At 46.3% G+C, this 25,396-nt stretch carries 20 protein-coding genes and 1 tRNA gene; 18 read left to right on the top strand and 3 right to left on the bottom strand.

Annotation, left to right across the window (positions count from 1 at the left end; translation table 11 throughout):
* The first annotated feature begins 26 nt into the window (after positions 1–26).
* Both cooS and ACZ5V1_RS11470 read left to right on the top strand, forming a co-directional pair.
* Positions 27–1,916, top strand: a complete 1,890-nt coding sequence (cooS, locus tag ACZ5V1_RS11475) for an anaerobic carbon-monoxide dehydrogenase catalytic subunit (protein ID WP_464388950.1) — start codon at positions 27–29, stop codon at positions 1,914–1,916.
* An 89-nt stretch (positions 1,917–2,005) separates the two neighbouring features.
* On the top strand, positions 2,006–2,797 hold the full coding sequence (locus ACZ5V1_RS11470) for an ATP-binding protein (protein WP_464388949.1): 792 nt from the start codon (positions 2,006–2,008) through the stop codon (positions 2,795–2,797).
* Positions 2,798–3,308: 511 nt separating this feature from the next.
* Here the strand turns inward: ACZ5V1_RS11470 and ACZ5V1_RS11465 are convergent.
* Both ACZ5V1_RS11465 and hcp read right to left on the bottom strand, forming a co-directional pair.
* A complete protein-coding gene (locus ACZ5V1_RS11465) occupies positions 3,309–3,971 on the bottom strand; it encodes a class I SAM-dependent methyltransferase (RefSeq protein WP_464388948.1) in 663 nt (220 codons plus the stop codon).
* A gap of 622 nt (positions 3,972–4,593) precedes the next feature.
* Positions 4,594–6,189: a hydroxylamine reductase gene (gene hcp, locus ACZ5V1_RS11460; protein WP_464388947.1), complete on the bottom strand. Its 1,596-nt coding sequence runs from the start codon at positions 6,187–6,189 to the stop codon at positions 4,594–4,596.
* A gap of 448 nt (positions 6,190–6,637) precedes the next feature.
* Here hcp and ACZ5V1_RS11455 point away from each other — a divergent pair.
* The 13 genes from ACZ5V1_RS11455 to ACZ5V1_RS11395 all read left to right on the top strand — a co-directional run bounded on the left by ACZ5V1_RS11455 (position 6,638) and on the right by ACZ5V1_RS11395 (position 21,249).
* Positions 6,638–6,712: transfer RNA gene (locus ACZ5V1_RS11455), tRNA-Val, on the top strand.
* Between the two features lie 74 nt (positions 6,713–6,786).
* Positions 6,787–8,721 (top strand): threonine--tRNA ligase, encoded by a 1,935-nt coding sequence (thrS, locus tag ACZ5V1_RS11450; protein ID WP_464388946.1) that lies wholly within the window; start codon positions 6,787–6,789, stop codon positions 8,719–8,721.
* A gap of 25 nt (positions 8,722–8,746) precedes the next feature.
* Positions 8,747–9,253, top strand: coding sequence for a translation initiation factor IF-3 (gene infC, locus ACZ5V1_RS11445; RefSeq protein ID WP_160717138.1), 507 nt, complete (start codon positions 8,747–8,749; stop codon positions 9,251–9,253).
* Positions 9,254–9,437: 184 nt separating this feature from the next.
* Entirely contained in the window at positions 9,438–9,635 is a 198-nt protein-coding gene (gene rpmI / locus ACZ5V1_RS11440) for a 50S ribosomal protein L35 (RefSeq protein ID WP_464388945.1), read from the top strand.
* 89 nt (positions 9,636–9,724) lie between these two features.
* Complete coding sequence (rplT, locus tag ACZ5V1_RS11435; RefSeq protein WP_160717142.1) at positions 9,725–10,078, top strand: 50S ribosomal protein L20; 354 nt, start codon at positions 9,725–9,727, stop codon at positions 10,076–10,078.
* Between the two features lie 17 nt (positions 10,079–10,095).
* Entirely contained in the window at positions 10,096–11,133 is a 1,038-nt protein-coding gene (gene pheS / locus ACZ5V1_RS11430) for a phenylalanine--tRNA ligase subunit alpha (RefSeq protein ID WP_373794527.1), read from the top strand.
* A 17-nt stretch (positions 11,134–11,150) separates the two neighbouring features.
* Positions 11,151–13,559, top strand: a complete 2,409-nt coding sequence (pheT, locus tag ACZ5V1_RS11425) for a phenylalanine--tRNA ligase subunit beta (protein WP_464388944.1) — start codon at positions 11,151–11,153, stop codon at positions 13,557–13,559.
* 27 nt (positions 13,560–13,586) lie between these two features.
* The gene (locus ACZ5V1_RS11420) at positions 13,587–13,997 is read left to right on the top strand and encodes a MerR family transcriptional regulator (protein WP_464388943.1); all 411 of its coding nucleotides are present in this window, start codon (positions 13,587–13,589) and stop codon (positions 13,995–13,997) included.
* An 88-nt stretch (positions 13,998–14,085) separates the two neighbouring features.
* Positions 14,086–14,742, top strand: coding sequence for a ribulose-phosphate 3-epimerase (gene rpe, locus ACZ5V1_RS11415; protein ID WP_464388942.1), 657 nt, complete (start codon positions 14,086–14,088; stop codon positions 14,740–14,742).
* Positions 14,743–14,855: 113 nt separating this feature from the next.
* Positions 14,856–16,853 (top strand): transketolase, encoded by a 1,998-nt coding sequence (gene tkt / locus ACZ5V1_RS11410; RefSeq protein ID WP_464388941.1) that lies wholly within the window; start codon positions 14,856–14,858, stop codon positions 16,851–16,853.
* 416 nt (positions 16,854–17,269) lie between these two features.
* Positions 17,270–19,699, top strand: coding sequence for a Lon protease family protein (locus ACZ5V1_RS11405; protein WP_464388940.1), 2,430 nt, complete (start codon positions 17,270–17,272; stop codon positions 19,697–19,699).
* Positions 19,700–19,786: 87 nt separating this feature from the next.
* Complete coding sequence (locus ACZ5V1_RS11400; RefSeq protein ID WP_464388939.1) at positions 19,787–20,515, top strand: TIGR04283 family arsenosugar biosynthesis glycosyltransferase; 729 nt, start codon at positions 19,787–19,789, stop codon at positions 20,513–20,515.
* A gap of 5 nt (positions 20,516–20,520) precedes the next feature.
* A complete protein-coding gene (locus ACZ5V1_RS11395) occupies positions 20,521–21,249 on the top strand; it encodes a TIGR04282 family arsenosugar biosynthesis glycosyltransferase (RefSeq protein ID WP_160717158.1) in 729 nt (242 codons plus the stop codon).
* Positions 21,250–21,380: 131 nt separating this feature from the next.
* On the opposite strand, the gene ACZ5V1_RS11390 is transcribed toward ACZ5V1_RS11395, so the two are convergent.
* Positions 21,381–21,554, bottom strand: coding sequence for a MarR family transcriptional regulator (locus ACZ5V1_RS11390; protein WP_290918832.1), 174 nt, complete (start codon positions 21,552–21,554; stop codon positions 21,381–21,383).
* Between the two features lie 263 nt (positions 21,555–21,817).
* On the opposite strand from ACZ5V1_RS11390, the gene ACZ5V1_RS11385 reads away from it, so the two are divergent.
* The 3 genes from ACZ5V1_RS11385 (at position 21,818) to purT (ending at position 25,354) form a co-directional block, all read left to right on the top strand.
* Complete coding sequence (locus ACZ5V1_RS11385; RefSeq protein ID WP_464388938.1) at positions 21,818–22,084, top strand: hypothetical protein; 267 nt, start codon at positions 21,818–21,820, stop codon at positions 22,082–22,084.
* A 237-nt stretch (positions 22,085–22,321) separates the two neighbouring features.
* Positions 22,322–23,944, top strand: coding sequence for a diguanylate cyclase domain-containing protein (locus ACZ5V1_RS11380; RefSeq protein WP_464388937.1), 1,623 nt, complete (start codon positions 22,322–22,324; stop codon positions 23,942–23,944).
* A 228-nt stretch (positions 23,945–24,172) separates the two neighbouring features.
* A complete protein-coding gene (gene purT, locus ACZ5V1_RS11375; protein ID WP_464388936.1) occupies positions 24,173–25,354 on the top strand; it encodes a formate-dependent phosphoribosylglycinamide formyltransferase in 1,182 nt (393 codons plus the stop codon).
* Positions 25,355–25,396 lie beyond the last annotated feature (42 nt).

Below are 25,396 nucleotides of genomic sequence, written 5' to 3'. Positions count from 1 at the left end.
ACAAAAAATTTTGGAGGAGAGCATTTATGGTAAAAGAACCAAAACGACCTGAAGATCTTTCTATGTGGGAAGACGCGCATGCAATGATCCGTAAAGCGAAAGCGGAAAGCATTGAAACTGCGTGGGACAGATTGGAGCGTCAAACTCCACACTGTAAGTTCTGTGATCTTGGCACAACTTGCCGAAACTGTATCATGGGGCCTTGCCGAATCAGTACTAAACCGGGTGCAAAAATGAACCTTGGCGTATGTGGTGCCGACGCAGACGTTGTGGTTGCCCGTAACTTTGGTCGCTTTATCGCTGGTGGTAGCGCTGGTCATTCAGATCACGGTCGTGATTTGATTGAAGTGCTGGAAGCGATTGTTGAAGGTGGCACCAAGCACTACAAGATTTCTGAACCAGAAAAGCTTATTCGCATCGCAGCAGAGGTTGGCGTTGTCACCGAAGGCCGCGAATTGAACGACATTGCAATTGATCTTGTTGATGAATGTTATAAAGATTTTGGCTCCCGTCGTTCCTCCCTTGCCTTTTTATCCCGAGTTCCAGAACAGCGCCTTGCGTTGTGGGATCGCGTAGGCATTACCCCGCGTGGTGTTGACCGCGAAATCGCAGAAATGATGCACCGTACTCACATGGGCTGCGATAACGATGCACCGAACACGCTCCTTCACTCAGCACGTTGTGCACTGGCAGACGGCTGGGGTGGTTCCATGATTGGTACAGAGCTTTCCGATGTTATTTTCGGTACTCCAACTCCGTCTCGCTCCACCAGCAACCTCGGTGTTATCAAAGAAGATAAAGTAAACATTCTGGTACACGGTCATAACCCTGTTGTATCCGAAATGATTCTTGCTGCAGCACGTCTTCCTGAACTTGTTGAAAAAGCAAAAGCTGCTGGCGCAGCAGGCATTAACGTAGCCGGTCTTTGTTGTACCGGTAACGAGTTGCTTATGCGTCAGGGTATCCCTATGGCTGGTAACCATCTCATGACAGAACTCGCCATCGTTACCGGTGCTGTTGAGTCTGTTGTTGTTGATTACCAGTGTATTATGCCTTCTATGGTAACTGTTGCACAGTGTTACCATACCCGCTTTATCACCACTGCGGAAAAAGCTAAATTTACCGGTGCAATGCACTTTGAAGTTCATCCGCACAATGCTCTTGAGCAGGCAACTGCCATTGTTGAAGAGTCTATTAAAGCATACGTAGAGCGCGACAAAGGTCGTGTGGAGATTCCAGTAGAGCCAGTGGAAATTATGACCGGCTTCTCCAACGAAGCTATTCTTTCAGCACTCGGCGGAACCCTTACTCCTCTTATTGATGCTATCAAAGCCGGTAAAATTCGCGGTATTGTTGGCATCGTGGGTTGTAACAACCCTAAAATCAAACAGGATTCTGCAAACGTCGGTCTCGCTAAAGAACTTCTCAAACGCGACATTCTTGTTCTCGTTACCGGTTGTGTAACAACTGCCGCCGGTAAAGCCGGACTTCTTGTACCTGAAGGTATCGAGATGGCGGGCGAGGGCATTAAAGAAGTGTGTGGTTCACTTGGCATTCCACCAGTACTTCACCTTGGTAGTTGCGTAGATAACTCACGTATCATGCACCTTTGCGGCCTTGTTGCAAAAGAGCTTGGTGTGGATATCTCTGATCTTCCAGTAGGTGCTTCCTCCCCGGAATGGTACTCAGAAAAAGCCGCTGCAATCGGCATGTACGCTGTAGCAAGTGGTGTTATGACTCACCTTGGTCTGCCGCCGAACATTCTGGGTTCCGAAACTGTAACCAACATTGCCCTTGAAGGGTTGGAAGACATCGTAGGCGCCCACTTTGTAGTGGAAGAAGACTACGTTAAAGCCGCAGGGCTTCTGGATGCTCGCATCCGTATGAAGCGCCTTGGGCTTGGTCTTTCTGAATAATAAGTAAAGTACGGCTTAACGTAGTGCGGTGCTGCATCCCCCGCACTACGTTAGCTGCTTTTTCGGTACGGCATGGGAGATAATGTAGAATGAAGTTAGCATTTGCAGGCAAAGGTGGCGTGGGTAAAACTACCCTTACCGCATGGATGGCAGATTATCTTGCCCGAAAAGGGCAGAATGTGTGGCTGGTAGACGCCGACACAGCACTTTCTCTAGGCGAAGCCTGTGGGATTGACCGAAGTAGTCTACCAGAAGCCCTTATTCACCGTGAAGATTTGATTCGCGAGCGGATTCGACAAGAAAATACCAGCATGTTCACTTTGAATCCTGAAGTTAGTGACTTGCCGGAGGCTCTTTCCGTAGAGCTTCCAGTTACAGGAGACATTGAACAAGGTACAACTGCCGGATCAAAACGTCTGCTTGTGATGGGTACTGTGACAGGAGCCGGAGGCGGTTGTGCCTGTGCTGCCAACACACTTCTTAAAGCCATTCTCGCGCACCTTGTTCTCGAAAGAAACGATTGGGTGCTCGTAGATTTGGAAGCAGGAGTGGAGCATTTAGGGCGCGGAACCGTTGCACACGTAGACGGTCTTGTTGTGGTATCCGAACCAAGTATGCGCGGATTGCAAACTGCTGCCGATGTGGGCGCAATGGCAGCAGATCTAGGATTGAATAAACAAGTTCTTGTTCTTAATCGTTCTGACATAGAAACACCAAAACTCCCCCAGCTTGAAGGACTCCCCAAGCAAGTGGTTTCCATGCCGTACCTATCTTCTCTCGCAGCACGACAGTTGGAAACCGGCAACGTGCTTGGTCTGACAGACGAGAAGATCGATCTCGTTGTTGAACAAGTGTTAGCAAGTTTTGGAGCGGATGTTTAAGTTATGTTGTCTCCGACGGCGCTTGTCAGCGGGACTTTAAGAACCTACGGTGTTTGCCTCCGGCGGCTTAAGAACCCTTTTGGGAAAAGGGCTTCTTAAGAATCTCCTAAAACTTTTATTAGCGAGGTCAGCACGTTTTTTGTGTAGGCTCGCGGCTTATGCTCCACTACCTTTCTAGAAATTTGTAAAGGCTGTCTTAAAATATTAGGGCAGCCTTTTTTGTTGTTCACGTGACGTTAAGCCACGTGAGAATATTCACGGAAAAGATGTTTCGCTAATCGTAGTCGAGAGGACGTTCCTCTCGCGAGTGCTTGCGCCAGTAGCCGTTCACGAGGAACGAGTGCTACGGACGCCAGTCCCTTGTGGAGGCAGAGCCCTTGCCCGTCGGAGACTCGCCGAAGGCACAAAAAACTCAAGCGGCGCAGGCAAAAAAAGAAAAAGAAAAAGAAAAAAACGTCGAAGACACAAAAAAAGAGCACCCTAGTTAAGGATGCTCTTTTTTCGTTTGTTGCTATCTATCGTCTTTGCGTGCGCTGAACATGGCAACGCAACCTTTGACTTCAATTTTAACATTGGAGAAGCGTGACTCCAGCACATCGCGTAGTCCGTTTCGGTAATCGCGATTGTTGGAGAAGATGCCTCTTTTGTTGTAGAAAGCCATAAGGTTTTGTGCGGCAAAGTTCTGGCGTACGCCGTGGCTCAGGATAGTTGAGCCGAATATTTTACCACCGTCGTGCAGGTACTCTGAAAGAGTGTCCAGAAGCACGGCTTTTTCTTTGATTGCTCCGGGGAGGCAATGGAAGAGGTAGTTAATGCTTATGGATTCAAATTTTGCGCATGGCAGGTTAAGCGGTGCAAGAATGTTTGCTTGATATACTTCTGGGTTGAAGCGTTTAACGCGTGCTGCTGCGGTTTCGAGACTTGTGTTGTTTAAGTCTAGCAGGGCAAGGCGACGTTTTTGTTCGAGCAGGCATTTGTCGAGGAAGTAGCCGGTGCCGACGCCGACATCAAGGTGGTTCAGTGTAACGTGTTTACGAAAGTGATGACGTAGGTGTTTGGTCGGGCAACGCCAGATGAATGAGTTGGAAACGCCAAGTACCCATATATCGTATAAGGAAAGGACAGGTTTTGTGTATATGGCCTGTCCTGCGTGAATTGCTTGTGAATGTTTCAATGTAGAATCTCCTCATCATGTCATTGATGATGAACCGTTGGGTCTAAATACTTTTATGCTGTATGAGGACAAAGGGGGCAGCACAATCTGCAACTCGTATCGCATGAACAATGTTCAGGAGAAGTTAAAAAAAGCTATAAAGCTCATAAGAGTTGTTTTTGTGGTGTGATCTCAAGTGATTTCAACAGATATAGGCATAGAAAAAGCGCCCTGTACGTTGCCACAGGGCGCTTTATCACTGATAGCCAAGAGGTGAATACAACATCATTAAAAATAACGAAAGTTGAAATCGCCTCGCAAGGAGGTAACGGCTTCTAAGAAGAGTCTTATCATATTGCTGAATAATTAGACGTCATCAAAGTGACAGTTTGTTTTTTTAAGCTCCAGCACGATTGCATTTACATATCATAGCAAGCGTACCGGACATGGGAACTTGGGGAGTTGGGTGTTCCCAAAAGCGAGAAAGGAAAGCTGAAAATCGCTATGCTTATTTTTAAGCTGTCAATCCGTCATAAAGCAGCACAGAGGTTGCTGGTTCATGACAGGCTGACAGGTTGACAGGGGGGGCAGTAAGTAAAAGCCCCTCCCGCGTAATGCGAGAGGGGCCTTCGTGCTTAGGACACTATCCGAGGATAGCTTTGAGATCTTCGTCTGGAGTGGAGATAGGTTTGATACCGTAGTTCTCTACCAGAACGTTAAGGATGTTCGGACTGATGAATGCTGGAAGTGTAGGCCCAAGGCGGATGTCGGTGATACCGAGAGAGAGAAGGGTGAGAAGAATAACAACAGCCTTCTGCTCGTACCAGCTCAGGATCATGGACAATGGAAGTTCGTTTACGCCGCATTCGAATGCGCCAGCAAGAGCGATTGCAATCTGGATTGCAGAGTATGCATCGTTACACTGACCAATGTCGAGGAGACGTGGAATGCCGCCGATGTCGCCGAGTTTCTTATCAAAGAAGCGGAATTTACCACAAGCAAGAGTAAGAATTACGGTGTCTTCTGGAGCTTTTTCTACGAACTCAGTGTAGTAGTTACGGCCAGGTTTTGCGCCATCACAGCCGCCAACGAGGAAGAAGTGACGAATTGAACCGGCTTTAACGCCTTCGATTACTTTGTCTGCAACACTCATTACGGTGTTATGACCGAAGCCACAAAGTACGCTGCCTTTTTCTGTTGTTTCAGTAAAGCCAGGCTGTGCGAGAGCGCGTTCGATAACTGGAGTAAAATCTTTGCCGGGGCCAATGTGGGTAAGACCAGGCCAGCCAACGAGACCAGTTGTGAATACGTTGTCTTTGTAAACGTCCTGAGGTTTCTGGATGCAGTTAGTTGTAAAGAGGATTGCACCAGGGAACTCAGGGAATTCTTTATGCTGGTTCTGCCATGCAGTACCAAAGTGGCCGTAGAAGTGATCAAACTTCTTGAGCTCTGGGTATGCGTGACATGGGAGCATTTCACCATGTGTGTAAATATTGATGCCTTTTCCTTCAGTCTGCTTGAGAAGGAGGAAGAGGTCCTGAAGATCGTGACCGGTAACGAGGATAGCTTTACCTGGTACGTGACCGAGAGGTACTTCTGTAGGCTCTGGGTGACCGAATGTACCGGTGTTAGCAGTATCAAGAAGTTCCATTGCACGAAGGTTAACTTCACCACATTTGAGGCAGAGACCTAGCCATGCTTCAAGATTGCGTTCTTCACCATCGTAACCTGCAGCAAGGCCGGTGTAGATGAAGTGATATACTGAAGAGTCCTGCTGACCAAGAACGCCAGCGTGATCTACGTAGGCACAAAGACCTTTCATACCGTAAATGAGAAGCTGTTTAGCTGAACGGATATCTTCATCAGCATCGAAATCTTTTGTTGAGTGAGTTTCACCCTGAGCGATTAAACCTTCAATGGTTTCTGCTGGCTCAAATGCGCCCGGACCGCTCTGGAAGTGAGTATCGAGAGCTTTACGGTGTGCAACGATTTCGTTGATGTATTTCTGAAAATCTTCTGGAGCGAAGTTTACGTTAGTAAGTGTTGTAAAGAGCATCTTGGCAGTAAAGTGGCCAAGGTTGTTGCTGCTGTCACCTTTTTTAAGCGCTGCAAGAGCAAGGCCGCGAAGTGCGTAAACGGTGAGATCTTGAAGGGCTGCGACGTCTGCTTTTTTGCCGCATACGCCGATTTTATCACAGCCGATGCCTTTGGCTGTCTGCTCACACTGGTTACAGAACATAGATAACTCCTTTGAAGGTACATTTACTTGAGTTGCTTCGTCTGATTTGAAAAGCTTTTTGAAGAATTCTAACATACTGGTACACCTCGTATGGTATAGGAAATTTTTGTTTATCTCATCTAACAGCAACTGGAAAGCAATTCATCAAAAAAGGTGATGTAAGAAGGAAGTTCGTTGCCGTTGAATGCAACCTACCTATCCCATGTGTTTTATTCTGTGACGCGAGTCAAAAAACATGGGTAGTGCGCAAAAAAACATTTTTTGCGGTGTTACTTTTATCGTATTGAATTTCTCATGTTCCCATTGTGAGGGACATTATATAGGGTGTACTCAGCGTTTCCCGCGCATCTAATTGTCGTTTGCTTGCAAGAAAAAAGGAAAAAGTATATTTTTTCTTCTTGACGAGTGAGTTGGGAATGCGTAAATACCATCTTCGCCGTAACGGTGTAGGCGCGTAGCTCAGTGGTAGAGCACTACCTTGACATGGTAGGGGTCAGCAGTTCGATACTGCTCGTGCCTACCAACACTGACGGATTGTAGGGAGGCGATAGCCTCCCTTTTTTTTATATATATCGAAAATTTTCAGGAGATGCCATCGTGAACGTGTCTATTGAAGGACAAGTTGTAGAGGTAGCAGCAGATGCAAGCTTCCGTGATGCCCTGAGAGAAGTACTCAGCGGTAAAAAATTCAAGACTGTGTTGGCTGCAAAGTGCGGCACGACAACGCTTGATCTCACAGCAACTATTCCGACGGGCTGTGAAGAGATCACGCCTGTCTACGTGGACACGCCGGAAGGTCTTGATCTGCTCAGACACTCCACTGCACACATTATGGCTGATGCAGTAAAACGTCTGTTCCCTTCTGCTAAGGTTACTATTGGTCCTTCCATTGAAAATGGCTTCTACTACGACTTTGACGTAGAGCGTCCGTTCTCACCGGAAGACCTTGAAGCAATCGAAGCGGAAATGACTAAGATCATCCGCGAGGCCGCTCCATTTACTTGCGAAGTTGTTTCCAAGGATGAAGCGAAGAAGTTGTTTGCAGATATGGGCGAAAGCTACAAGCTTGAGCTTATCGATGCCGTTGATGACGACGTAGTATCAATCTACCGTCATGGCGAATTTGCAGACCTTTGTCGCGGTCCACATCTTCCTACTACCGGATACGTTAAGTCGTTCAAACTCATGTCTGTTGCTGGTGCTTACTGGCGCGGTGATGAAAAGAACCAGATGCTTTCCCGTATTTACGGTACCGCTTTTGCTGACCCTAAAGAGTTGAAAAAGTACCTTCATCGTCTTGAAGAAGCGAAAAAACGCGATCACCGTAAACTCGGTGCTGCGCTTGACCTCTTTAGCTTTCAGGAAGAAGGCGGCGTTGGTATGGCTTACTGGCATCCAAAAGGTGCTCTTGTCCGTACCATCCTTGAAGACTTCGAACGTAAAGAGCATTTAAAACGCGGTTACGATATCGTACAGGCACCACAGATTCTTAAGCGTGAGCTTTGGGAACGTTCCGGCCATTACGATAACTACCGTGAAAATATGTACTTCACCGAAATCGATGATGTACCATATGGCGTTAAGCCTATGAACTGTGTTGCGCACATGCTTATTTATAAGTCTCACATGCGCAGCTACCGTGACCTTCCAATGCGCTACTTTGAGCTTGGTGTAGTTCACCGTCACGAAAAGTCCGGCGTTTTGCACGGTCTTATGCGTGTACGTCAGTTCACTCAGGATGATGCTCATATTATTTGCCGCCCTGACCAACTTCAGGAAGAGATTGTTGGTGTTCTTAACTTTGTTAAAGACATTATGAATGTTTTTGGTTTTGAATACTCGCTTGAGCTTTCCACCCGTCCTGAAAAATCCATTGGCGAAGACGCTGACTGGGATCTGGCAACAGAATCTTTGGTTGAAGCGCTCAAAGTCATTGATCTTCCTTACGAGATTAACGAAGGTGATGGGGCATTTTACGGACCTAAGATTGACGTTAAGCTTCGTGACTGCCTTGACAGAGAATGGCAATGTGCTACCGTTCAGTGTGATTTTACCTTGCCAGAACGCTTTGACTTGGGGTACGTCGGCGAAGATGGTGAACGCCACCGTCCTGTAATGGTCCATCGCGTTATCCTTGGTTCGGTTGAACGCTTTATCGGCATTTTGACTGAACACTACGCTGGTGCATTCCCGACTTGGCTTGCACCGATGCAGGCTCGCGTGTTGACTGTTACTGATGCACACAACGAATTTGCAGAAAAAATCAAAGCGGAACTTCTTAAAGAAGGCATCCGCGTTGAGGCAGATACTCGTAATGAAAAGCTGGGCTACAAAGTTCGTGAAGCCCAGGTTTCTAAGATCCCGTATATGCTAGTTATCGGGGATAAAGAGATTGAAGAGCAAGGTGTGAACGTACGCATGCGTAAGGGCGAAAACCTTGGTCTGAAATCCGTTTCGGAAGTGGCAGAGCTTATTAAAGCTGATTGTGAAGAACCGTTTAAAAGCGGAGGGTTAAGCTATCGCTTTTCCTAAGTATCGTAGGCAAGAGCCGCAGGATATGACAAAGCGCAACGAACAAATTCGTGCGCGTGAGGTTCGTGTTATTGGTGAAACAGGTGAGCAGCTGGGTATTCTTGGAAGAAACCAGGCCATCGACATCGCCAAAGAAAAAGGACTCGACCTCGTAGAGGTAGCCGCTAGTGCTGAACCACCAGTCTGTAAAATTATGGACTATGGTAAGTACAAGTTTGAGCTAAAGAAGAAGAAACAGGAAGCAAAGAAAAATGCTGCTGTAGTTCAGGTTAAAGAAATCAAAGTTCGTCCAAAAACTGACGAGCATGATTACCAGACCAAACTCAAGCACATTCGTCGCTTCCTCGAAGCCGGTGACCGTTGTAAAGTTACTGTGTTCTTCCGTGGACGTGAAATCGTTCATAAAGATCGCGGGCTTACAATATTGGAACGGGCTATGGAGGATACCAAAGATATCGCAAAAGTAGATCAGATGCCACGTTCCGAAGGACGTACCTTGCACATGTTGCTGGTACCGACTGCAAAGAAATAAGCATTCTGACTTGATTTTGTGATTGATTTGGAGCAATATCCCCGTTTCGCGTAGTCATACTTGTTATTCTGCGCTTTGCTCAGAGGAATTTTTTGAAAACTCCCTGTATTGCAGGGGGTTTTCTCTCGCGTGCTGTCGTTACGCTGTAGAATGACAGTACAGCAATAACGGTAAGGAGATTAACATGCCAAAGATTAAAACCAGACGTGGCGCTGCAAAGCGTTTTTCTTTGACTGGTACCGGCAAGTTCAAACGTCGCAAGCAGAACCTTCGTCACATCCTGACAAAGAAAAGTGCTAAGCGTAAAATGAACCTCGGTCAGTCTGCTATTGTTGATAAAAGCAACGAGAAAGCTGTTCGTCGTATGCTTCCATACGCATAAGACGATATCAACTTAGTACATAACTTTTTTACGCGCTCCGTTGGCAGTTCTCTCGCCTCACGGAGTGACAAAGACCCTGGAGGGTATCCATGCGAGTCAAGAGAGGCTTGGCGGCCCATCGTCGCCATAAGAAATATTTGAAGATGGCTAAAGGTTTCCGTGGTGGTCGTTCTAAATTGTACCGTACCGCACGTGAAGCAGTAGAAAATGCATTAGTATATTCTTACCGTGACCGTAAGACTAAGAAACGTGAGTTTCGTCGTCTTTGGATTCTGCGTATCAACGCAGGTTCCCGTTTGAACGGTCTTTCCTACAGCAAGTTCATGCACGGCCTGGCCCTGGCTGGCATTGAACTGAACCGTAAGGTCCTTGCTGACCTTGCAGTTCGCGAAAAAGAGCACTTTGCACAGCTTTGCGAAATCGCAAAAGCTAAGCTGAGCTAAGTAGCAGTTTCAGGTATATGAGCCTGATACATGAATTAGAAAGCCTGGTTCAGGAGCTTAACAGCGGCCTGGATCAGGCTTTTTCGTTAACCGTAGTGGAAGATTTGCGTGTAGCCTTTTTGGGCCGAAAGGGTAAACTCGCGCAGATCATGCAACGTCTTCCAGAACTGTCAGCAGAAGAACGTCCGGAAGTTGGTAAAACCGCAAACATCGTAAAAGGCAAACTTACTGGTTTGCTTGATGCATGCAAAACCAAACTGGAAAGTGCAGAAGAAGCGGACAAGCTTGCCAAGTTTGACCCTTCCATGCCGGGACGTATGCCTTGGCAGGGTTCATTGCACCCTGTTACTAAGGTAATGACAGAGATCTGTGACATCTTCAAAGGTCTTGGTTACGACATTGTAACCGGTCCTGAAGTTGAGAACGATTTTTATAACTTTGAAGCGCTCAATCTGCCTCCAGAGCATCCGGCGCGTGACATGCAGGATACCCTGTACGTAACAGATAATATTCTTCTGCGTACACACACATCCCCAATGCAGGCACGTACCATGCTTAAGCAGAAGCCACCGCTTGCTATTATCGCACCGGGTAAAGTGTACCGTCGTGATTCCGACATTACACACACACCTATGTTCCACCAGATCGAAGGTCTGCTGGTTGGCGAAAAAGTAAGCCTTGCAGAGCTTCGCGGTACTCTTACAGCCTTCTTGCAGGAAGTGTTTGGACCGGAAACAAAAGTTCGTTTCCGCCCTAGCTTCTTCCCGTTTACCGAGCCTAGCGTAGAAGTAGATATTTCTTGCTGCATGTGCGGTGGTGAAGGTGAAGTGGACTGTCAGCCTTGTCGTGTTTGTAAGCAGACCGGTTGGGTTGAAATCCTTGGCTGTGGCATGGTCGATCCTGAAGTGTTCAAGAAAGTTGGCTACGATCCGGAAAAATACACCGGTTTTGCTTTCGGTCTTGGTGTGGAACGTGTTGCAATGCTCAAGTACGGCATTGGCGACCTCCGCATGTTCTTCGAGAACGATGTGCGTTTCCTTAACCAGTTCATCTAGCAGGGGAGAATAGTACCATGCTTTTAAGTATCAACTGGTTGAAAGAGTTTGTTCCGTTTACCGGAACAATTCAGGAACTTGACGACGCGCTGACCATGCTTGGTCTTGAAGTGGAAGAAGTAATTCGTCCATTTGAAGGCATTAAGCCAATGGTTATCGGTCACGTTGTTGAGTGTGAGAAACACCCTGAAGCAGAAAAACTTTCTGTGTGTAAGGTTGAAGTCGGCGATGAAGAGCCTTTGACTATTGTCTGCGGTGCACCGAACGTTCGTAAAGGACTGACAGTTGCTGTAGTTAAAGTTGGCTCTGTAATGCCTGACGGCACTAAGATTAAAAAGACAAAACTTCGCGGTATTCCATCCTTCGGCATGATTTGTTCCGAGCGTGAGCTTGGTCTTTCAGACGAACATGATGGCATCATGGAGCTTCCTGAAGGACTCGTGCCGGGTGCAAACCTTGTTGAGTCTCTTAAGCTTGATGAAGAAGTGCTGGATATTTCCATCACTCCTAACCGTGCAGACTCTCTGAGCGTCCTTGGTGTTGCTCGTGAGGTTGCTCTTGCTTTTGATCTGCCGCTCACCGTTCCTGAGTACAATCTTGTTGAATCCGGCGTTGATTGCTCTGAAGAAGTTGCAATCGAAATTGCCGATGCAGATAAATGTTACTGCTACTACGGTCGTATTCTTGAAGGCGCTGCCATTGGTCAGTCTCCTGCATGGATGCGTTACCGTCTCGTAGCTGTGGGATTACGTCCTATCTCTAATATTGTAGACGTAACCAACTACATTATGATGGGCTTTGGTCAGCCTCTCCACGCATTCGATCTTGATCGCCTTGAAGGTGGAAAGATTGTTGTGGATACTGCTGCTGAAGGTGAAAAGTTTACTACTCTTGATGAGCAGGAACGCACACTTAAAGCAACAGACCTCCTGATCAAAGACGGCAGCAGAAGCGTTGCTCTTGCTGGTGTTATGGGTGGCGCTAACAGCGAAATCCATGATGGTTCTACACGTATATTCCTCGAAGCTGCTGTGTTCCATCCGGCATCAGTGCGTCGTATCGCTCGTCGCCTTGCTCTCTCATCTGATGCTTCTTTCCGCTTTGAACGTGGTGTTGACCAGTTAAATTGCCCACAGGCAATGGATCGTGCAGCAGCAATGCTTGCCGAACTCACTGGCGCAACAATCCGCAAAGGCGTTTGTAAAGCAGAGCCTAAGCCTTGGATTGCTCCTGAGCTTCAGTTCCGCCCGCAGCGCTGTCGTGACCTTCTCGGTGTAGATGTAGAAGATTCTTTCTGCAAAGCTACTCTTGAAAAGCTTGGTTGTACTATTTCCGGTTCCGATACAGCAAACTGGACTATCGTACCTCCTAGCAACCGTCTCGACTACGAGCGTGAAGTAGACTTCATTGAAGAAGTAGCGCGCGTATACGGCATGGACCGTATCGAGCCTATTCTTCCTCAGGTAAAACGTACTCTCGAAGCACGTAACGACGATTGCAACGAATACGAGTTTTGGTCTCTCATTAAGCGCTGGGGCTGCGGTCTCGGTCTTAACGAAGCAATCAACTACTCCTTTGTTGGTCATGCAGATCTTGATCTGTTTAATCTGCCGAAAGACAACCGCATTACTATCATGAACCCGCTCTCCTCTGAGCAGGATGCAATGCGTACTGAGCTTGCTCCGGGTCTTTTGCAGAACCTTCGTCACAACTTGGGTCACGGCAACACTGGTCTGCGCCTGTTTGAACTTGCGCATATCTTTGAAGCTGATGAAACAAGTGATACAACTGTACGTGAATCCGGTCGTCTGAACATTCTGTTCTACGGTGATCGTTTTGATTCTGCGTACCCGCGTATGGCTTCTGAAGCAGAGTATGCTGATATTAAAGGCTGTGTAGAACATCTTCTTGCACACCTGCACGCTGGTGAGGTTAGCTTCACTCTTGCAGAGTCCCATGCATGGATGTCTCCAGCTGTAGACGTTGTAGCGAGCGGCCATAAGGTCGGAACTATCGGCAGAATCAACCCTGAAATTGCTGATGCCTACAACGCTAAAAAAGATGTCTGGTTTGCAGACCTCGACACAGATATGCTGAGCAAACTGTATGTAGCAAGCTGCATTAAGTTTAAAGGCCTTCCTGTGCACCAGTCTGCTTGGAACGACATCACTGTAATCGCTCCGATTACTCTTAATGTTCAGTCTATCTTTGATCAGGTTGCAGCTACTAAGTTGCCACTTCTTGAAAAGATGGAACTGATCGACGTGTTCGTGCCTGAATCTTCAGAAGATGCTGAAGAAACACGCAATTTGACCTTCCGCCTTACTTTCCGTCATAGTTCTAAGACATTAAAAGATAAGGATGTGGACAAAGAGCGTAAAAAGGTGGTTAAATCTCTCGAAAACGCATTGCCTGTTCGCATCTAGTTAGCAAACAGCTCTGCAGGGAGACGTATGAAAGCAAAGATCTATCGTATCGGAGAGGCTGCTACCCTGCTTAACTTAAAGCCGTACGTGCTACGGTTTTGGGAAACAGAATTTAAACAGCTTATCCCTATACGCACCCAAAAGGGACAGCGTATGTATTCCGAACAGAACGTGCTTCTGCTTCGGGCGGTACGGCATTTGCTTTACGAACGCGGATTGACCATTGAAGGTGCCCGAAAGGTGCTTGGTCAATATGAAGAAATGTATGGCTCTATCACCGGTCCGGAACAACCCGGGCCGGAGATAGAGGCTTTTTGTACGGGGAGCGGCACTGAGACTCTTTTGCTAGGGCAAGAGACGACTGGTGCTGTTGATGTTGAGGAGATAATAACAGAGCTCACATCACTCCGTGATATGCTTTTAACGGGGCGTCGCTGATGCACCCGTCTTTTTGTGTGGTTCGTCCGTAGTGGACAAGCGCACCAACATAGCACCATAACCGGCGAAAGCCACAGAGAACATAACTATGATCCTTTCACCTTCGTTATTGTCTTCTGACTTCGGCAGACTTGCTGAAGAATTACAGGCACTCGAACAGGCAGGACTTAAATGGGTACACTGGGATGTCATGGATGGCATGTTTGTACCTAATATTACTCTCGGAGCACCAATCATCAAGCGCCTGCGTAAAGAGAGTAACCTCTTTTTCGATGTGCATCTGATGGTTCAGCAGCCAGAGCGCTACGTAGACGACTTTGTGGATGCCGGTGCAGACATGGTTGTTGTTCATGCTGAAGCTACTCACCACCTTGAACGTACCATTGCGGAAATTAAGCGCAAAGGTGCACAGGCTGGTGTTGCTCTTAATCCGCATACTCCTCTTTCTGTTCTTGATTATGTTCTCGACGAACTGGACATGGTACTCATTATGAGTGTTAACCCGGGCTTCGGCGGACAGAAATTTATTCCATTCAGCATGCGCAAGGTTGCAGAACTTTCCGGCATGATCAAACAGCGTGGTCTTTCAACCCTTATTCAGGTTGATGGCGGTGTTGATCCTAATAACACTGCAGAATTGGTACGTAATGGCGCAGATGTGCTTGTATCCGGTTCTGCATTTTTTGGTTTCCCACCGTACGCTGAACGCTTGAAGACGTTTGAAGAAATAGCCCGCAACGCATAGCGGACTTTTTGAAAATTGTTATCAGTGGTTGTCATGGCGGCGATTAATGTCTATCGACTGCCTCAGCAACCAGTTGGAAAAAATTTATTGCATCCATTCTTTTGGAGGAAACGATGCCGTCTCGTAAAGACCTCGCAAATGCTGTTCGTGCTTTAAGCATGGACGCTGTACAGAAAGCAAATTCTGGCCACCCAGGCGCGCCAATGGGCATGGCAGATATTGCTGAAGTTCTGTGGAACGACTTTCTTAAGCATAACCCAAGCAACCCTGCATGGGCTGACCGTGACCGCTTTGTACTGTCTAACGGCCACGCTTCAATGCTTATCTACTCTTTGTTGCACCTCTCCGGTTACGACCTGAGCATCGAAGATATTAAAAATTTCCGCCAGATGGGTTCAAAAACTCCAGGTCATCCAGAATACGGTATGACCCCGGGTATTGAAACCACTACTGGCCCTCTTGGTCAGGGTATTGCTACCGCAGTTGGTATGGCAGTTGCTGAAAAAACACTTGCTGCCCACTTCAACCGCGATGGCTTTGACGTTGTAGACCACTACACCTATGCATTCATGGGTGACGGTTGTATGATGGAAGGTATTTCTCACGAAGCATGTTCTTTTGCCGGCACCTTAGGTCTCGGTAAACTCATCGCATTCTGGGATGATAACGGTATCTCCATTGACGGCAAAGTTGGGCACTGGTTCAACGAAGACACATGTGCCCGTTACGAAGCGTACGGTTGGCATGTTGTTTGTGACGTTGACGGTCACAACCCTGAAGCAATCAAAAAAGCTGTTGAAGAAGCTAAAGCAGAAACTGAGAAACCTTCTCTTATCTGTTGCCGCACCATCATCGGCTTCGGTTCCCCACACAAACAGGGCACCGCAGCAACTCACGGCGCACCTCTTGGTGATGACGAGATTGCAGCTACCCGTAAAGAAATCGGTTGGGACCATCCTGCATTTGATATCCCAGCTGACATTGCTGATGCATGGAACGCTCGTGAGCGTGGTGCAGCAGCAGAAAAAGAATGGGACGGCATGTTTGCAAGCTACCAGATTGCACATCCTGAACTTTCTAAAGAATTTATCCGCCGCATGGCTGGTGACCTTCCTGAATCTTTCGAAGCTCTTGCACAGAAAGCAATTGATACAGCTAACGCTGCTGCTAAATCTGCTGCAACCCGTAAAGATTCCCCGGTTGCTCTTAACGCCTTCGGCCCTGCAATGCCTGAACTCCTTGGCGGTTCTGCAGACCTTACCGGTTCTGTAGGCACCAAATGGGATCAGTACGAGCTGCTCTTTAAAGATCACTGGAACGGCAACTACATGTCCTACGGTGTTCGTGAGTTCGGCATGGGTGCTATGATGAACGGTATGACACTGCACGGCGGTATCATTCCTTACGCTGGTACCTTCCTCGTATTCTCTGACTACGCAAGAAACGCAATTCGTCTTTCCGCTCTCATGGGCATCCGTACTATCTGGGTACTCACCCATGATTCCATCGGTCTTGGTGAAGACGGTCCTACTCACCAGCCAGTAGAACATCTTGCAAGTCTGCGTTTGATCCCTAACTGCCACGTATGGCGTCCTTGTGACACCGTTGAATCCATCGAAGCATGGAAATCCGGTGTCGAAACAAAGACTGCTCCTTCTTGTTTGTCCATGTCCCGTCAGACTCTGCCGTTCATGGAACGTACTGAAGAAGCTCTCGCCAACGTTAAACGTGGCGGCTACGTACTTCGTGATTGCGAAGGCACTCCTGAGTGTATCCTTATCGCTTCCGGTTCTGAAGTTGGTCTCGTTGCAGAAGCATACGACCGTCTCACCACCGCAGGCCGTAAGGTTCGTGTTGTTTCCATGCCTTGTACTAACGTATTTGACGCACAGGATGCTGCATACAAAGAAAGCGTTCTGCCTTCTTCTGTTACAGCTCGTGTTGCTGTTGAAGCAGCAGCGGCTGACTTCTGGTACAAATACGTTGGCCTTGCAGGTCGCGTAATCGGCATGACCACCTTTGGTGAATCTGCACCGGCAGGCGAACTCTTCAAGCACTTCGGTTTCACCGTTGAGCATGTTGTAGAAGCTGCTGAAGAAACCATGCGCTAGGACTAGATTGTAGTCTTTTGTCTCTGGCGGGTAAGGAGTTTTTTCTGCACGCGTGAGAGATACTTTTTCTGACTGCGATATGCAGTTGAAGAAATAAGCTGCATGGGGACAGTGCTTCCCATAGATAGTATGACCCAAACACGTCCTGCGTGTTTGGGTCTTTCTTTTATTCACGTGCGTTTTTGTGTACGATGTACAAGTGGTATTTATGCACTAACTAAGTGCAAAAGTAGTTGCAGTGTCTGAGGGTGGTATGAAAAGAACATTTAGAAACCCTTGTAGTGACATTCAAATATCAAACAGGTATGTTTACAATAGGTACAGCACGCGACTTTGTAGGCTAGCCGCGACGTATTCCAATACTCGTTCGATATTTATCAAATCTCAAATCAGTTACCAATAATAACTGGAGCACCATGAGCAAGATCCGGCCTCTTTCTGCCAAGAAATTGCGCGCCAAACTCGCGCTTTCTCACATTCCGTACAAAAGCAGCACCGATATTAAATTAGATGCAACCAGCTTTCATGCCCACCAGCCCCGGGCAATGCAGGCGCTCGAACTTGCACTGCACATAAAAGATATCGGCTACAATATCTTTTTGGCAGGGAGCGCAAACCTTGGTCGCAACTACATGTTGCAAGAATTTTTGCGCGAGAGGGCAAAAGCTTTGCCTGTTCCGCCAGATATGCTGTACGTGAATAACTTTGAAGATCCAGATGCACCGATTTTGCTCACCGTTCCGGCAGGCAAAGGACGCTCGCTGAAACAGGATTTTTCTCAGGCTATCTCCAATGTACGTAAAGAACTGCCAAAACGTTTTGAAAGCGACAGCTACTTAAAGAAACGTACGATTATTATGGATCAGTTCGCTGAAGAGCGAGATTCCTTGTTCAAAGAGATGGACTCTATTGCAGGCAAAGAAGGCTTCCATATGGATCTTGATGAGCAGGGCAGTATTACACTGTATCCGCTTATTGATGGTAAGCGTCTTTCAGAAGATGAGTTCGAACGTATTGATTCTGTTTTGAAAAAGAGTTTGAAGTCAAAGGGTGACAAGCTTCTTCAGGCGCTGAACGCTTTGCTCCGCAATATGAGCAATGCTGAACAGGGCCTTCGTACCAAAGAGAAAAATTTAGATAATGAACTGACTACAGAAGTTCTTGATGAACTGTTGCAGCCGGTCATTAAACAATACGAAGAATGTTGCCACAGTGAACCGCTTGCAGATTTTTTCAAAGCTTCAAAGGCAGATATTTTAGAGCACGTTGAAGCGTTGTTGCCGAAAGAAACGTCAAATGCTCCATTGTCTTTGCCGGAAGCTTTGCAGCAACAGCATCCCGAAGACGCTACTGCACCGTATGATATCAACGTGTTCGTTGATCATTCAGAAACTAAGGGTGCCCCGATCATTATGGACGATCACCCTACAGTTGCAAATTTACTTGGTTGCATTCAGCGCGAAGCCGAAATGGGTGCGTTGATTACTGACTTTTCCCTCATCAAATCCGGTTCTCTGCATCAGGCAAACGGTGGATTCCTGCTATTGCATATTGAAGATATTCTTTCCCAGAATGGTTCTTGGGAAGGGCTTATGCGCGCGCTTCGTTCCGGTCTTGTTCGTATCGAAGACAGCGAAGAAGGGCAGGAAGCAACCAAGACAAAAGGTATTGAGCCTGAGCCGCTTTTGCTCGATCTGAAAGTCATCTTGATTGGTGGCGAAGAAATTTACGAACAGTTGCTTGAATCTGATGATCGTTTTCCGAAACTGTTTAAGATTAAAGCGCATCTTAATGATGCTATGCCACGAGGCAAGCAAGGCTATGGTGTGTACCTGCACCGTATGGCCGGTATTATTGATGACTGCGATCTGTTGCCGTTCACTAAAGAAGCAATGGCAGAAGTTATCGATTACGGCTCTCGCATTGTAGAAGACCAGACTCGTCTTTCTCTCAAATTTCCTCTGGTCAGAGAAATCATGATTGAAGCATCTGCGCTTGCTTCAATGGATAAAAAGAAAGTTGTGGACGGTTCAATCGTTCATAAGACGTTGATTACTCGTCATTACAGAAACAACCTGTACGAAGAAATATTCTTTGAAGAGTATGACCGCGATCTGATTAAAGTAACCATGCAGGGTGAAAAAATTGGTCGTGTTAACGGACTATCTGTGTCCATGTATGGTGATTTCGAATTTGGTTTGCCGCATCAGATTGCCTCGACAGTAGGCGTAGGGCATGGCGGTGTTATTGACCTTGAACGTGATGCGGAGCTGAGTGGTCCTATTCATACCAAAGCTATGATGATTCTGAAAAGTTATCTCATCGGTATGTTTGCACATAACAAGCCACTGGTGCTGACCGGTTCATTATATTTTGAGCAGGGCTATGCCGGAGTTGAAGGCGATTCAGCCTCCGGTGCAGAACTTGCTGCGCTGCTTTCTGCGCTTGCAGAGGTGCCGTTGTCACAATCGTATGCTTTCACCGGTGCTGTATCTCAAAGCGGTGAAATTCTTGCTGTAGGCGGCGTAACTCGCAAGATCGAAGGCTACTTCGATATTTGTTCCCGCCGTGGTCTTACAGGCAAGCAGGGCGTTATTTTGCCTAAAGACAATGTGGATCAGTTGATGCTGAAACGTGAGATTGCCGACAAGGTAGAAGAAGGTCTCTTCAGCATTTACCCTGTGACACACATTGAGCAAGCTTTGGAGCTTCTTACCGGCATGAAATGCGGTTCCAGACGTAAAGACGGTTCTTTCACAAAAGATTCGTTGTTTGGCCGTGTTGATAGTCGTCTTAAAGAACTTGGACGGCTTGCGACTCATGCGTACAAACAGAACCGCAAATAAAACGGTTTAGTAGTATTGGACGGCACGGCTTGCAGGCTTTGTGCTGTCTATGTACTATGGCAATACATCTATTGTTTCTGAGGGGATATGGACTCTTTTTCTGTAAGCGTAATCATACCCGTCTGGCATGAAGCTGCGGGAATTAATGAACGCATCGCGCATGTGTTTCAACGTGCGGCAGAATCGCTGTGTGCTCCTGCTGTAGAAGTCATTGTTGCTGATGGCGATCCAGAGGCAACAACACTTGCAGCTATTGAGCACGACGCTGTTATTTCCATACAATCTCCTCAAGGTCGTGCTGCGCAGATGAATGCAGGAGCAGCACAGGCAACGGGTGAAGTTTTGTTGTTTCTGCATGCAGATACGGTTCTTCCTGTCGGTGCTTTTGATTTAATTCAGAGTGCATTGAAAGAGAGCAACCATGCAGAAGTTAGTGCAAAGGCGGGCGCATTTACCTTGTCCATTGCCAGCGACAACAGGTTTTTATATCTTGTAAGCGCGTTGGCAAATTGGCGTAACAAGCTCACCCGTACACCGTACGGTGATCAAGCGCAGTTTTTTGTACGATCATATTTTGAAGAACTTTCAGGATATTCTCCCGTTCCACTTATGGAAGACGTGGAGATAATGCGTAGGATTCGTGGACGTAACGAACCTATCGCAGTCATTGATGCTCCGGTTTCTACATCTGCACGCAGGTGGGAGACGGAAGGTATGTATAGATGTACGTTACGCAACGTGCTGTTGCGTTTATTATACGGGGCAGGAGTTTCTGCTCAAACACTTTCGCATTGGTATCGCGCCATGAAGGGGTAGCTTTAATGACCGACACATGTATTCTTTTTTTCATTAAGTATCCGAATCACGGCAATGTTAAAACACGGCTCGCCAAAGTTATTGGCGAAGAAGTTGCTACCTCATTGTACCGTAATTTCGTACAGGATATGCTCAAGGGATTTGAGAAGGTAGAATCACAGCTGCGTATTTGTTATGCACCTTGCGGAACTGAAGATCCGGAAAAAGACTTTAAGGGCTGGCTTGGCTCTCAGTACGAATACCGTGAGCAGGTGGGTGACGATATTGGCGCGCGTATGAAGCACGCTATGCAGTCCGCTTTTGCTGAAGGTTTCCGCCGTGTATTGATTATCGGCAGCGATATTCCGGATTTTCCACCGGAATTACTTACAAAAGCGTTTTTAGATCTTGATAGACAGGATGCAGCTGTAGGCCCATCATACGATGGCGGCTACTACCTGATCGGTTTCAGAAAAGATACATTCATTCCTGAAGTCTTTGACGATATTCCTTGGTCTACACGCGACGTGTACCGTGCAACTCTTGCAAAAATTCAGAAAGAAGACCTTGAACTTATTCGTCTTCCGGACTGGAACGATGTTGATACAATCTGGGATCTGAACCTGCTGTTCAGAACTAACCGTAACAGCTCTTTCCGTAAGTCCTCCACGTATGCAATTTTACGTGAACATTCTAAGCTGATTCGTCAGTACGATGTAGACCTTCCATCACATTGTCGTCTTGATGAAGAATAGACTCTGTTAGAAAAATACAAAAAAACAGCCTGTATCAGAAATGATACAGGCTGTTTTTTTGCTCTAGATACGTGCTTATGCTGCGAACAAAGGTGAAGGAGGTTTGGCAGACACGTATTCAGGCGGATATTTTATTCTGTCGGAGCGTAGTAACAACGCTTCGGTGAGTGAATCTCACCAGCTTCTTTTAATTTCTTAATAGCTTTGGATACTTCCTTACTATCTACACCCAAAACTTCTGCTACTTCACCCGGACGGACAGGCTTACCTGCGTTTTTCATTGCTTCAAGTACTTTTGCTTCCATGGGTAACTCCTGATGTTTTTATTATTGATACAGGTTCCTATTATCGATAGCTTGATTAGCTGTCAACAATTTTCATCAGGAAAATATGCGGTGAAGGTTCTTAGTAAGGATGTGTGCCGTGTATTTTAGGTATAACTATGCTTTTTTTAAAGAATAAATAGGTATTTTTGTTGCCCGAAAGATGCGCAGGAAGGTACTATAGTTCAATTATCCTGTAATTGCGTTAAAGCCCTGCATGTCCGGCAGGAGGAAGGGAGTGGAATATGTTTGCAAAGAGATGGCGTACGATTTGCGCACTGGCTTTTGCGTTGCTATGTATTATTTTAAACTGGCAATGGGGCGTCGGGATTATGTTCTTGCTATGGGCAATACGGGATATTGCTGATGGCGAATCCCGTTTCGTCGAAGTAATAAAAAGATCTGAGGAACTTATACTGTATGTTCTCGTTATTTTCATGCAACTTTTCTTTGCGTTATTCTTCTTAGTTGTAGACTTTTCAAAGAATGATTTTTTGCTTTGGTTTTTATAAGAAAAACTATTGTTAGCAGTATCGATAAAAGGCTGAATTGCATTGCAATTCAGCCTTTTTTACTTTTTGTAAATGTTTTTACTTTGTTTTAGATTTATGTTTCTGTATACATATTTGTAAATATCATAAGGTTTACGTATCGTTGACTAAGTTGTGTAGTGCTTACTATCTTTTTATAGAATAACCACATGTTGTTAATATGTTCTTATATGTGATTAAGAGTTCTTTGGGGGGTATATGGGATGGAAGTTGAAGGCACGCTTGTTAAAGCCATTTTTTCTAATATTCATCGTTTGCTGTTATGTAATCTTTCTCGCGATAACTGCTGTTTACCAAGAGAAAGTTGCCAACAAAGAAGAGTTGATACGAATTGATCAGAATAGAGCTGTAAGTATTCGAAAATTAAGCCTGATGGAGGACTTTAACGTCCCTTTTGCTGATGTTCGTATACTTGCAGATATTTTGTCATACAGAATAAGCAGCTACAGCCTTTACAAAGAAGACGCCTTACGTGTGCTGTATTCATTTGCAGAGAATAAACGCGGATATGGTCAGGTACGTCTTCTAAATGCTCAGGGGTATGAGCAAATTCGTATTAACCGAGAGCGTGGACGAATTCGTGTTGTTCCAGAGGAAGCACTGCAACAAAAAGCACATCGTGGGTATTTTAAAGCCTCAAAAAAGCTTGGTGTTGGTGATGTGTATGTTTCCCGTCTTGATCTTAATATAGAAAATAAAAAAATAGAAAAACCCTACGTACCTGTAATTCGTTTTATGACTCCCGTTGTGGACGATACTGGTGTACGAAGGGGATTAATGGTTCTTAATTTTTATGCAGCTGAAATGCTCATGCATTTTCAGGATGTCGCTTCTGATATTATGAGCAATGCGATGTTGCTTAATAATGAAGGGCACTGGCTTGCTTCTGACCATAAGGAAGCATGCTGGGCTTTTATGTTTGAAAAGGATCCGACAAAGCTTTGTGAAAAAACTTTTGCTGCGCAGTATCCGACTATTTGGAAAATGGTGCAGCAGGGAGCTACCGGTCAAATTAGGAATGAGGACGGAATGTTCACATGGGCAACGGTAAGTCCTGCGTTTGCTATTTCTCCAAAAATTGGCAAAGGGCAGCAAGCCTATCCGCCAGTGGCTGTAAGCCCGTATCAATGGATTGTAATGCAGCATGTAAGCATTGAAAAACTCAATGCTATCAAAGATTCAATTTATGAAACGTGTTTGTTAGCGTGGATTCTTATTTCGTTCATTACTGGCTGTACCTTATGGTTTACATTGTTATCCATTCAGCGAAGTCAGGAGCACAGAGAAGAACTGGAAGTTTTGGCGCATCACGACTGGTTAACAGGACTTTCCAATTTACCGCATATGTTCATTAAATTGGAAAATGCCTGTGAGAAAGCCAAAATAAGCAATGTTCCGTTCTCTGTTATGTACATTGATTTGGACGATTTCAAGTTTGTAAACGATCGGTACGGGCACGAGTCAGGCAACATTGTGCTCCGCCATGTGGCATCTGTACTCCGCAAAAACGTACGTCTTACAGATACGGTTGCTCGAATAGGAGGGGACGAATATGCGATCCTTCTAGAAAGTATGCCGACCACTGATAAGGCAGAAGAGATTGCATTTAAGATCCTTACGTCGTTTGAAACTCCTGTTGTTTTAGAATGCGGCAGTAGAGTGTATGTGAAGGCAAGTATCGGTATTGCTGACTGGAATGAGGATGTGACGGGGCCTGATGACTTGATGAGGCGGGCTGATGCCGCCATGTACGAGTCTAAAAAAGAAGGAAAAAATACAATATCCATGTACTCAGAGGCTACTGACAACGTCGCTGTGTAGGGATAAATAGTAATAAATGTGAAAGAGAATGATGCCGAGTAGTTACTCGACATCATTCTCTTTTTTTATGGTCTAAAGAATATTTTGCGAAGTTGGATGAGTAGTGAGACAACTTCAGACACTCCCTTGCAACAGGTGAAAAAGTATGACAAACCCCCCGCAGAAAAGGTGCATTGTGCACCAGTAAATACAGTCATAGTGATTCCCTAATTTGACAGGAGCAGCGACATGGCATCTATTGGAACCCCCTTAACTCATTCTGCAACTAAGATTTTGTTACTTGGCTCGGGTGAGCTTGGTAAGGAAGTAGCCATTGAGGCAATGCGCCTTGGTGCGGAAGTTGTTGCGGTTGATCGTTACGAGAATGCTCCCGCCATGCAGATTGCTCATCGCTCTTATGCTATCAATATGCTTGATGGCAAAGCGTTGCGGGATGTAGTGAAAAAGGAACAGCCGGATTTAATCGTTCCTGAAATCGAAGCAATTGCAACTGATACTCTTCTCGAACTTGAAAAAGAAGGCGTAACAGTTGTTCCAACTGCTAAAGCAACTTGGCTCACCATGAACCGTGAAGGTATTCGCCGCTTGGCAGCAGAAGACCTTGGTGTGCCGACTTCCCCTTACCGTTTTGCTGATACCGAAGAAGAATACCGCGCTGCTGTGGCAGAAGTTGGTATGCCGTGCGTAGTTAAGCCGGTTATGAGTTCTTCCGGTAAAGGGCAGAGCACCGTCAAAACAGAAGCAGATATAGAATCCGCATGGACATATTCGCAGGAAGGCGGACGTACCGGTGGTGGACGAATCATTATTGAAGGCTTCGTAAAGTTTGATTACGAGATTACACTTCTGACTGTTCGTCATGCCGGTGGAACCAGTTTTTGCGATCCGATTGGTCACTATCAGGAAGATGGGGATTATCGGTTGTCATGGCAGCCGCAGCCTATGTCCGCCATTGCGCTGGAACGTGCACGGGAGATCGCCCGCACTGTAACAGATGCATTAGGCGGATTTGGTATTTTCGGGGTAGAGCTTTTCATTAAAGGTGACGATGTGATCTTCAGCGAAGTTTCACCACGTCCACACGACACAGGTCTTGTGACTGTTATTTCACAGAACTTGAGTGAATTTGCTTTGCATGCCCGTGCTATCCTCGGACTTCCGATTCCGGAAATCACTCAGCGTGGTGCAGCGGCATCTAGCGTTGTTCTGGTGGAAGGACATGGCACAGGGGCGACATTCTCAGGGCTTGATAAAGCATTGAGTGAGCCGGAGACCCAGCTTCTTATTTTTGGTAAAGCAGAAGTGCAGGGACGACGTCGTCTTGGTGTTGCACTTGCCCTTGATGAAGGTATTGAGAAGGCTAAAGCCAAAGCTAAACGTGCTTCTTCAGCCGTTACTGTGACTTTTTAAGTAGATGTATGCCTAGGGTGTGTTTCTTTAATGAATTAAGAA

The sequence above is a fragment of the Halodesulfovibrio oceani subsp. galateae genome (assembly GCF_055397225.1).
The sequence above is the reverse complement of the archived record's forward strand: the minus strand, read 5'-3'. Positions and strand labels throughout refer to the sequence as shown.

Bases quoted from the DNA above. Each gene is read 5' to 3' on its own strand.
- ACZ5V1_RS11385 (WP_464388938.1), top strand. From the start codon at position 21,818: ATGTTTGCAAAGAGATGGCGTACGATTTGCGCACTGGCTTTTGCGTTG.
- infC (WP_160717138.1), top strand. From the start codon at position 8,747: ATGACAAAGCGCAACGAACAAATTCGTGCGCGTGAGGTTCGTGTTATT.
- ACZ5V1_RS11470 (WP_464388949.1), top strand. From the start codon at position 2,006: ATGAAGTTAGCATTTGCAGGCAAAGGTGGCGTGGGTAAAACTACCCTT.
- ACZ5V1_RS11390 (WP_290918832.1), bottom strand. From the start codon at position 21,554: ATGGAAGCAAAAGTACTTGAAGCAATGAAAAACGCAGGTAAGCCTGTC.
- pheT (WP_464388944.1), top strand. From the start codon at position 11,151: ATGCTTTTAAGTATCAACTGGTTGAAAGAGTTTGTTCCGTTTACCGGA.
- ACZ5V1_RS11405 (WP_464388940.1), top strand. From the start codon at position 17,270: ATGAGCAAGATCCGGCCTCTTTCTGCCAAGAAATTGCGCGCCAAACTC.
- rpe (WP_464388942.1), top strand. From the start codon at position 14,086: ATGATCCTTTCACCTTCGTTATTGTCTTCTGACTTCGGCAGACTTGCT.
- purT (WP_464388936.1), top strand. From the start codon at position 24,173: ATGGCATCTATTGGAACCCCCTTAACTCATTCTGCAACTAAGATTTTG.
- cooS (WP_464388950.1), top strand. From the start codon at position 27: ATGGTAAAAGAACCAAAACGACCTGAAGATCTTTCTATGTGGGAAGAC.
- rplT (WP_160717142.1), top strand. From the start codon at position 9,725: ATGCGAGTCAAGAGAGGCTTGGCGGCCCATCGTCGCCATAAGAAATAT.
- rpmI (WP_464388945.1), top strand. From the start codon at position 9,438: ATGCCAAAGATTAAAACCAGACGTGGCGCTGCAAAGCGTTTTTCTTTG.
- ACZ5V1_RS11380 (WP_464388937.1), top strand. From the start codon at position 22,322: ATGGGATGGAAGTTGAAGGCACGCTTGTTAAAGCCATTTTTTCTAATA.
- ACZ5V1_RS11395 (WP_160717158.1), top strand. From the start codon at position 20,521: ATGACCGACACATGTATTCTTTTTTTCATTAAGTATCCGAATCACGGC.
- ACZ5V1_RS11400 (WP_464388939.1), top strand. From the start codon at position 19,787: ATGGACTCTTTTTCTGTAAGCGTAATCATACCCGTCTGGCATGAAGCT.
- hcp (WP_464388947.1), bottom strand. From the start codon at position 6,189: ATGTTCTGTAACCAGTGTGAGCAGACAGCCAAAGGCATCGGCTGTGAT.
- tkt (WP_464388941.1), top strand. From the start codon at position 14,856: ATGCCGTCTCGTAAAGACCTCGCAAATGCTGTTCGTGCTTTAAGCATG.
- pheS (WP_373794527.1), top strand. From the start codon at position 10,096: ATGAGCCTGATACATGAATTAGAAAGCCTGGTTCAGGAGCTTAACAGC.
- ACZ5V1_RS11420 (WP_464388943.1), top strand. From the start codon at position 13,587: ATGAAAGCAAAGATCTATCGTATCGGAGAGGCTGCTACCCTGCTTAAC.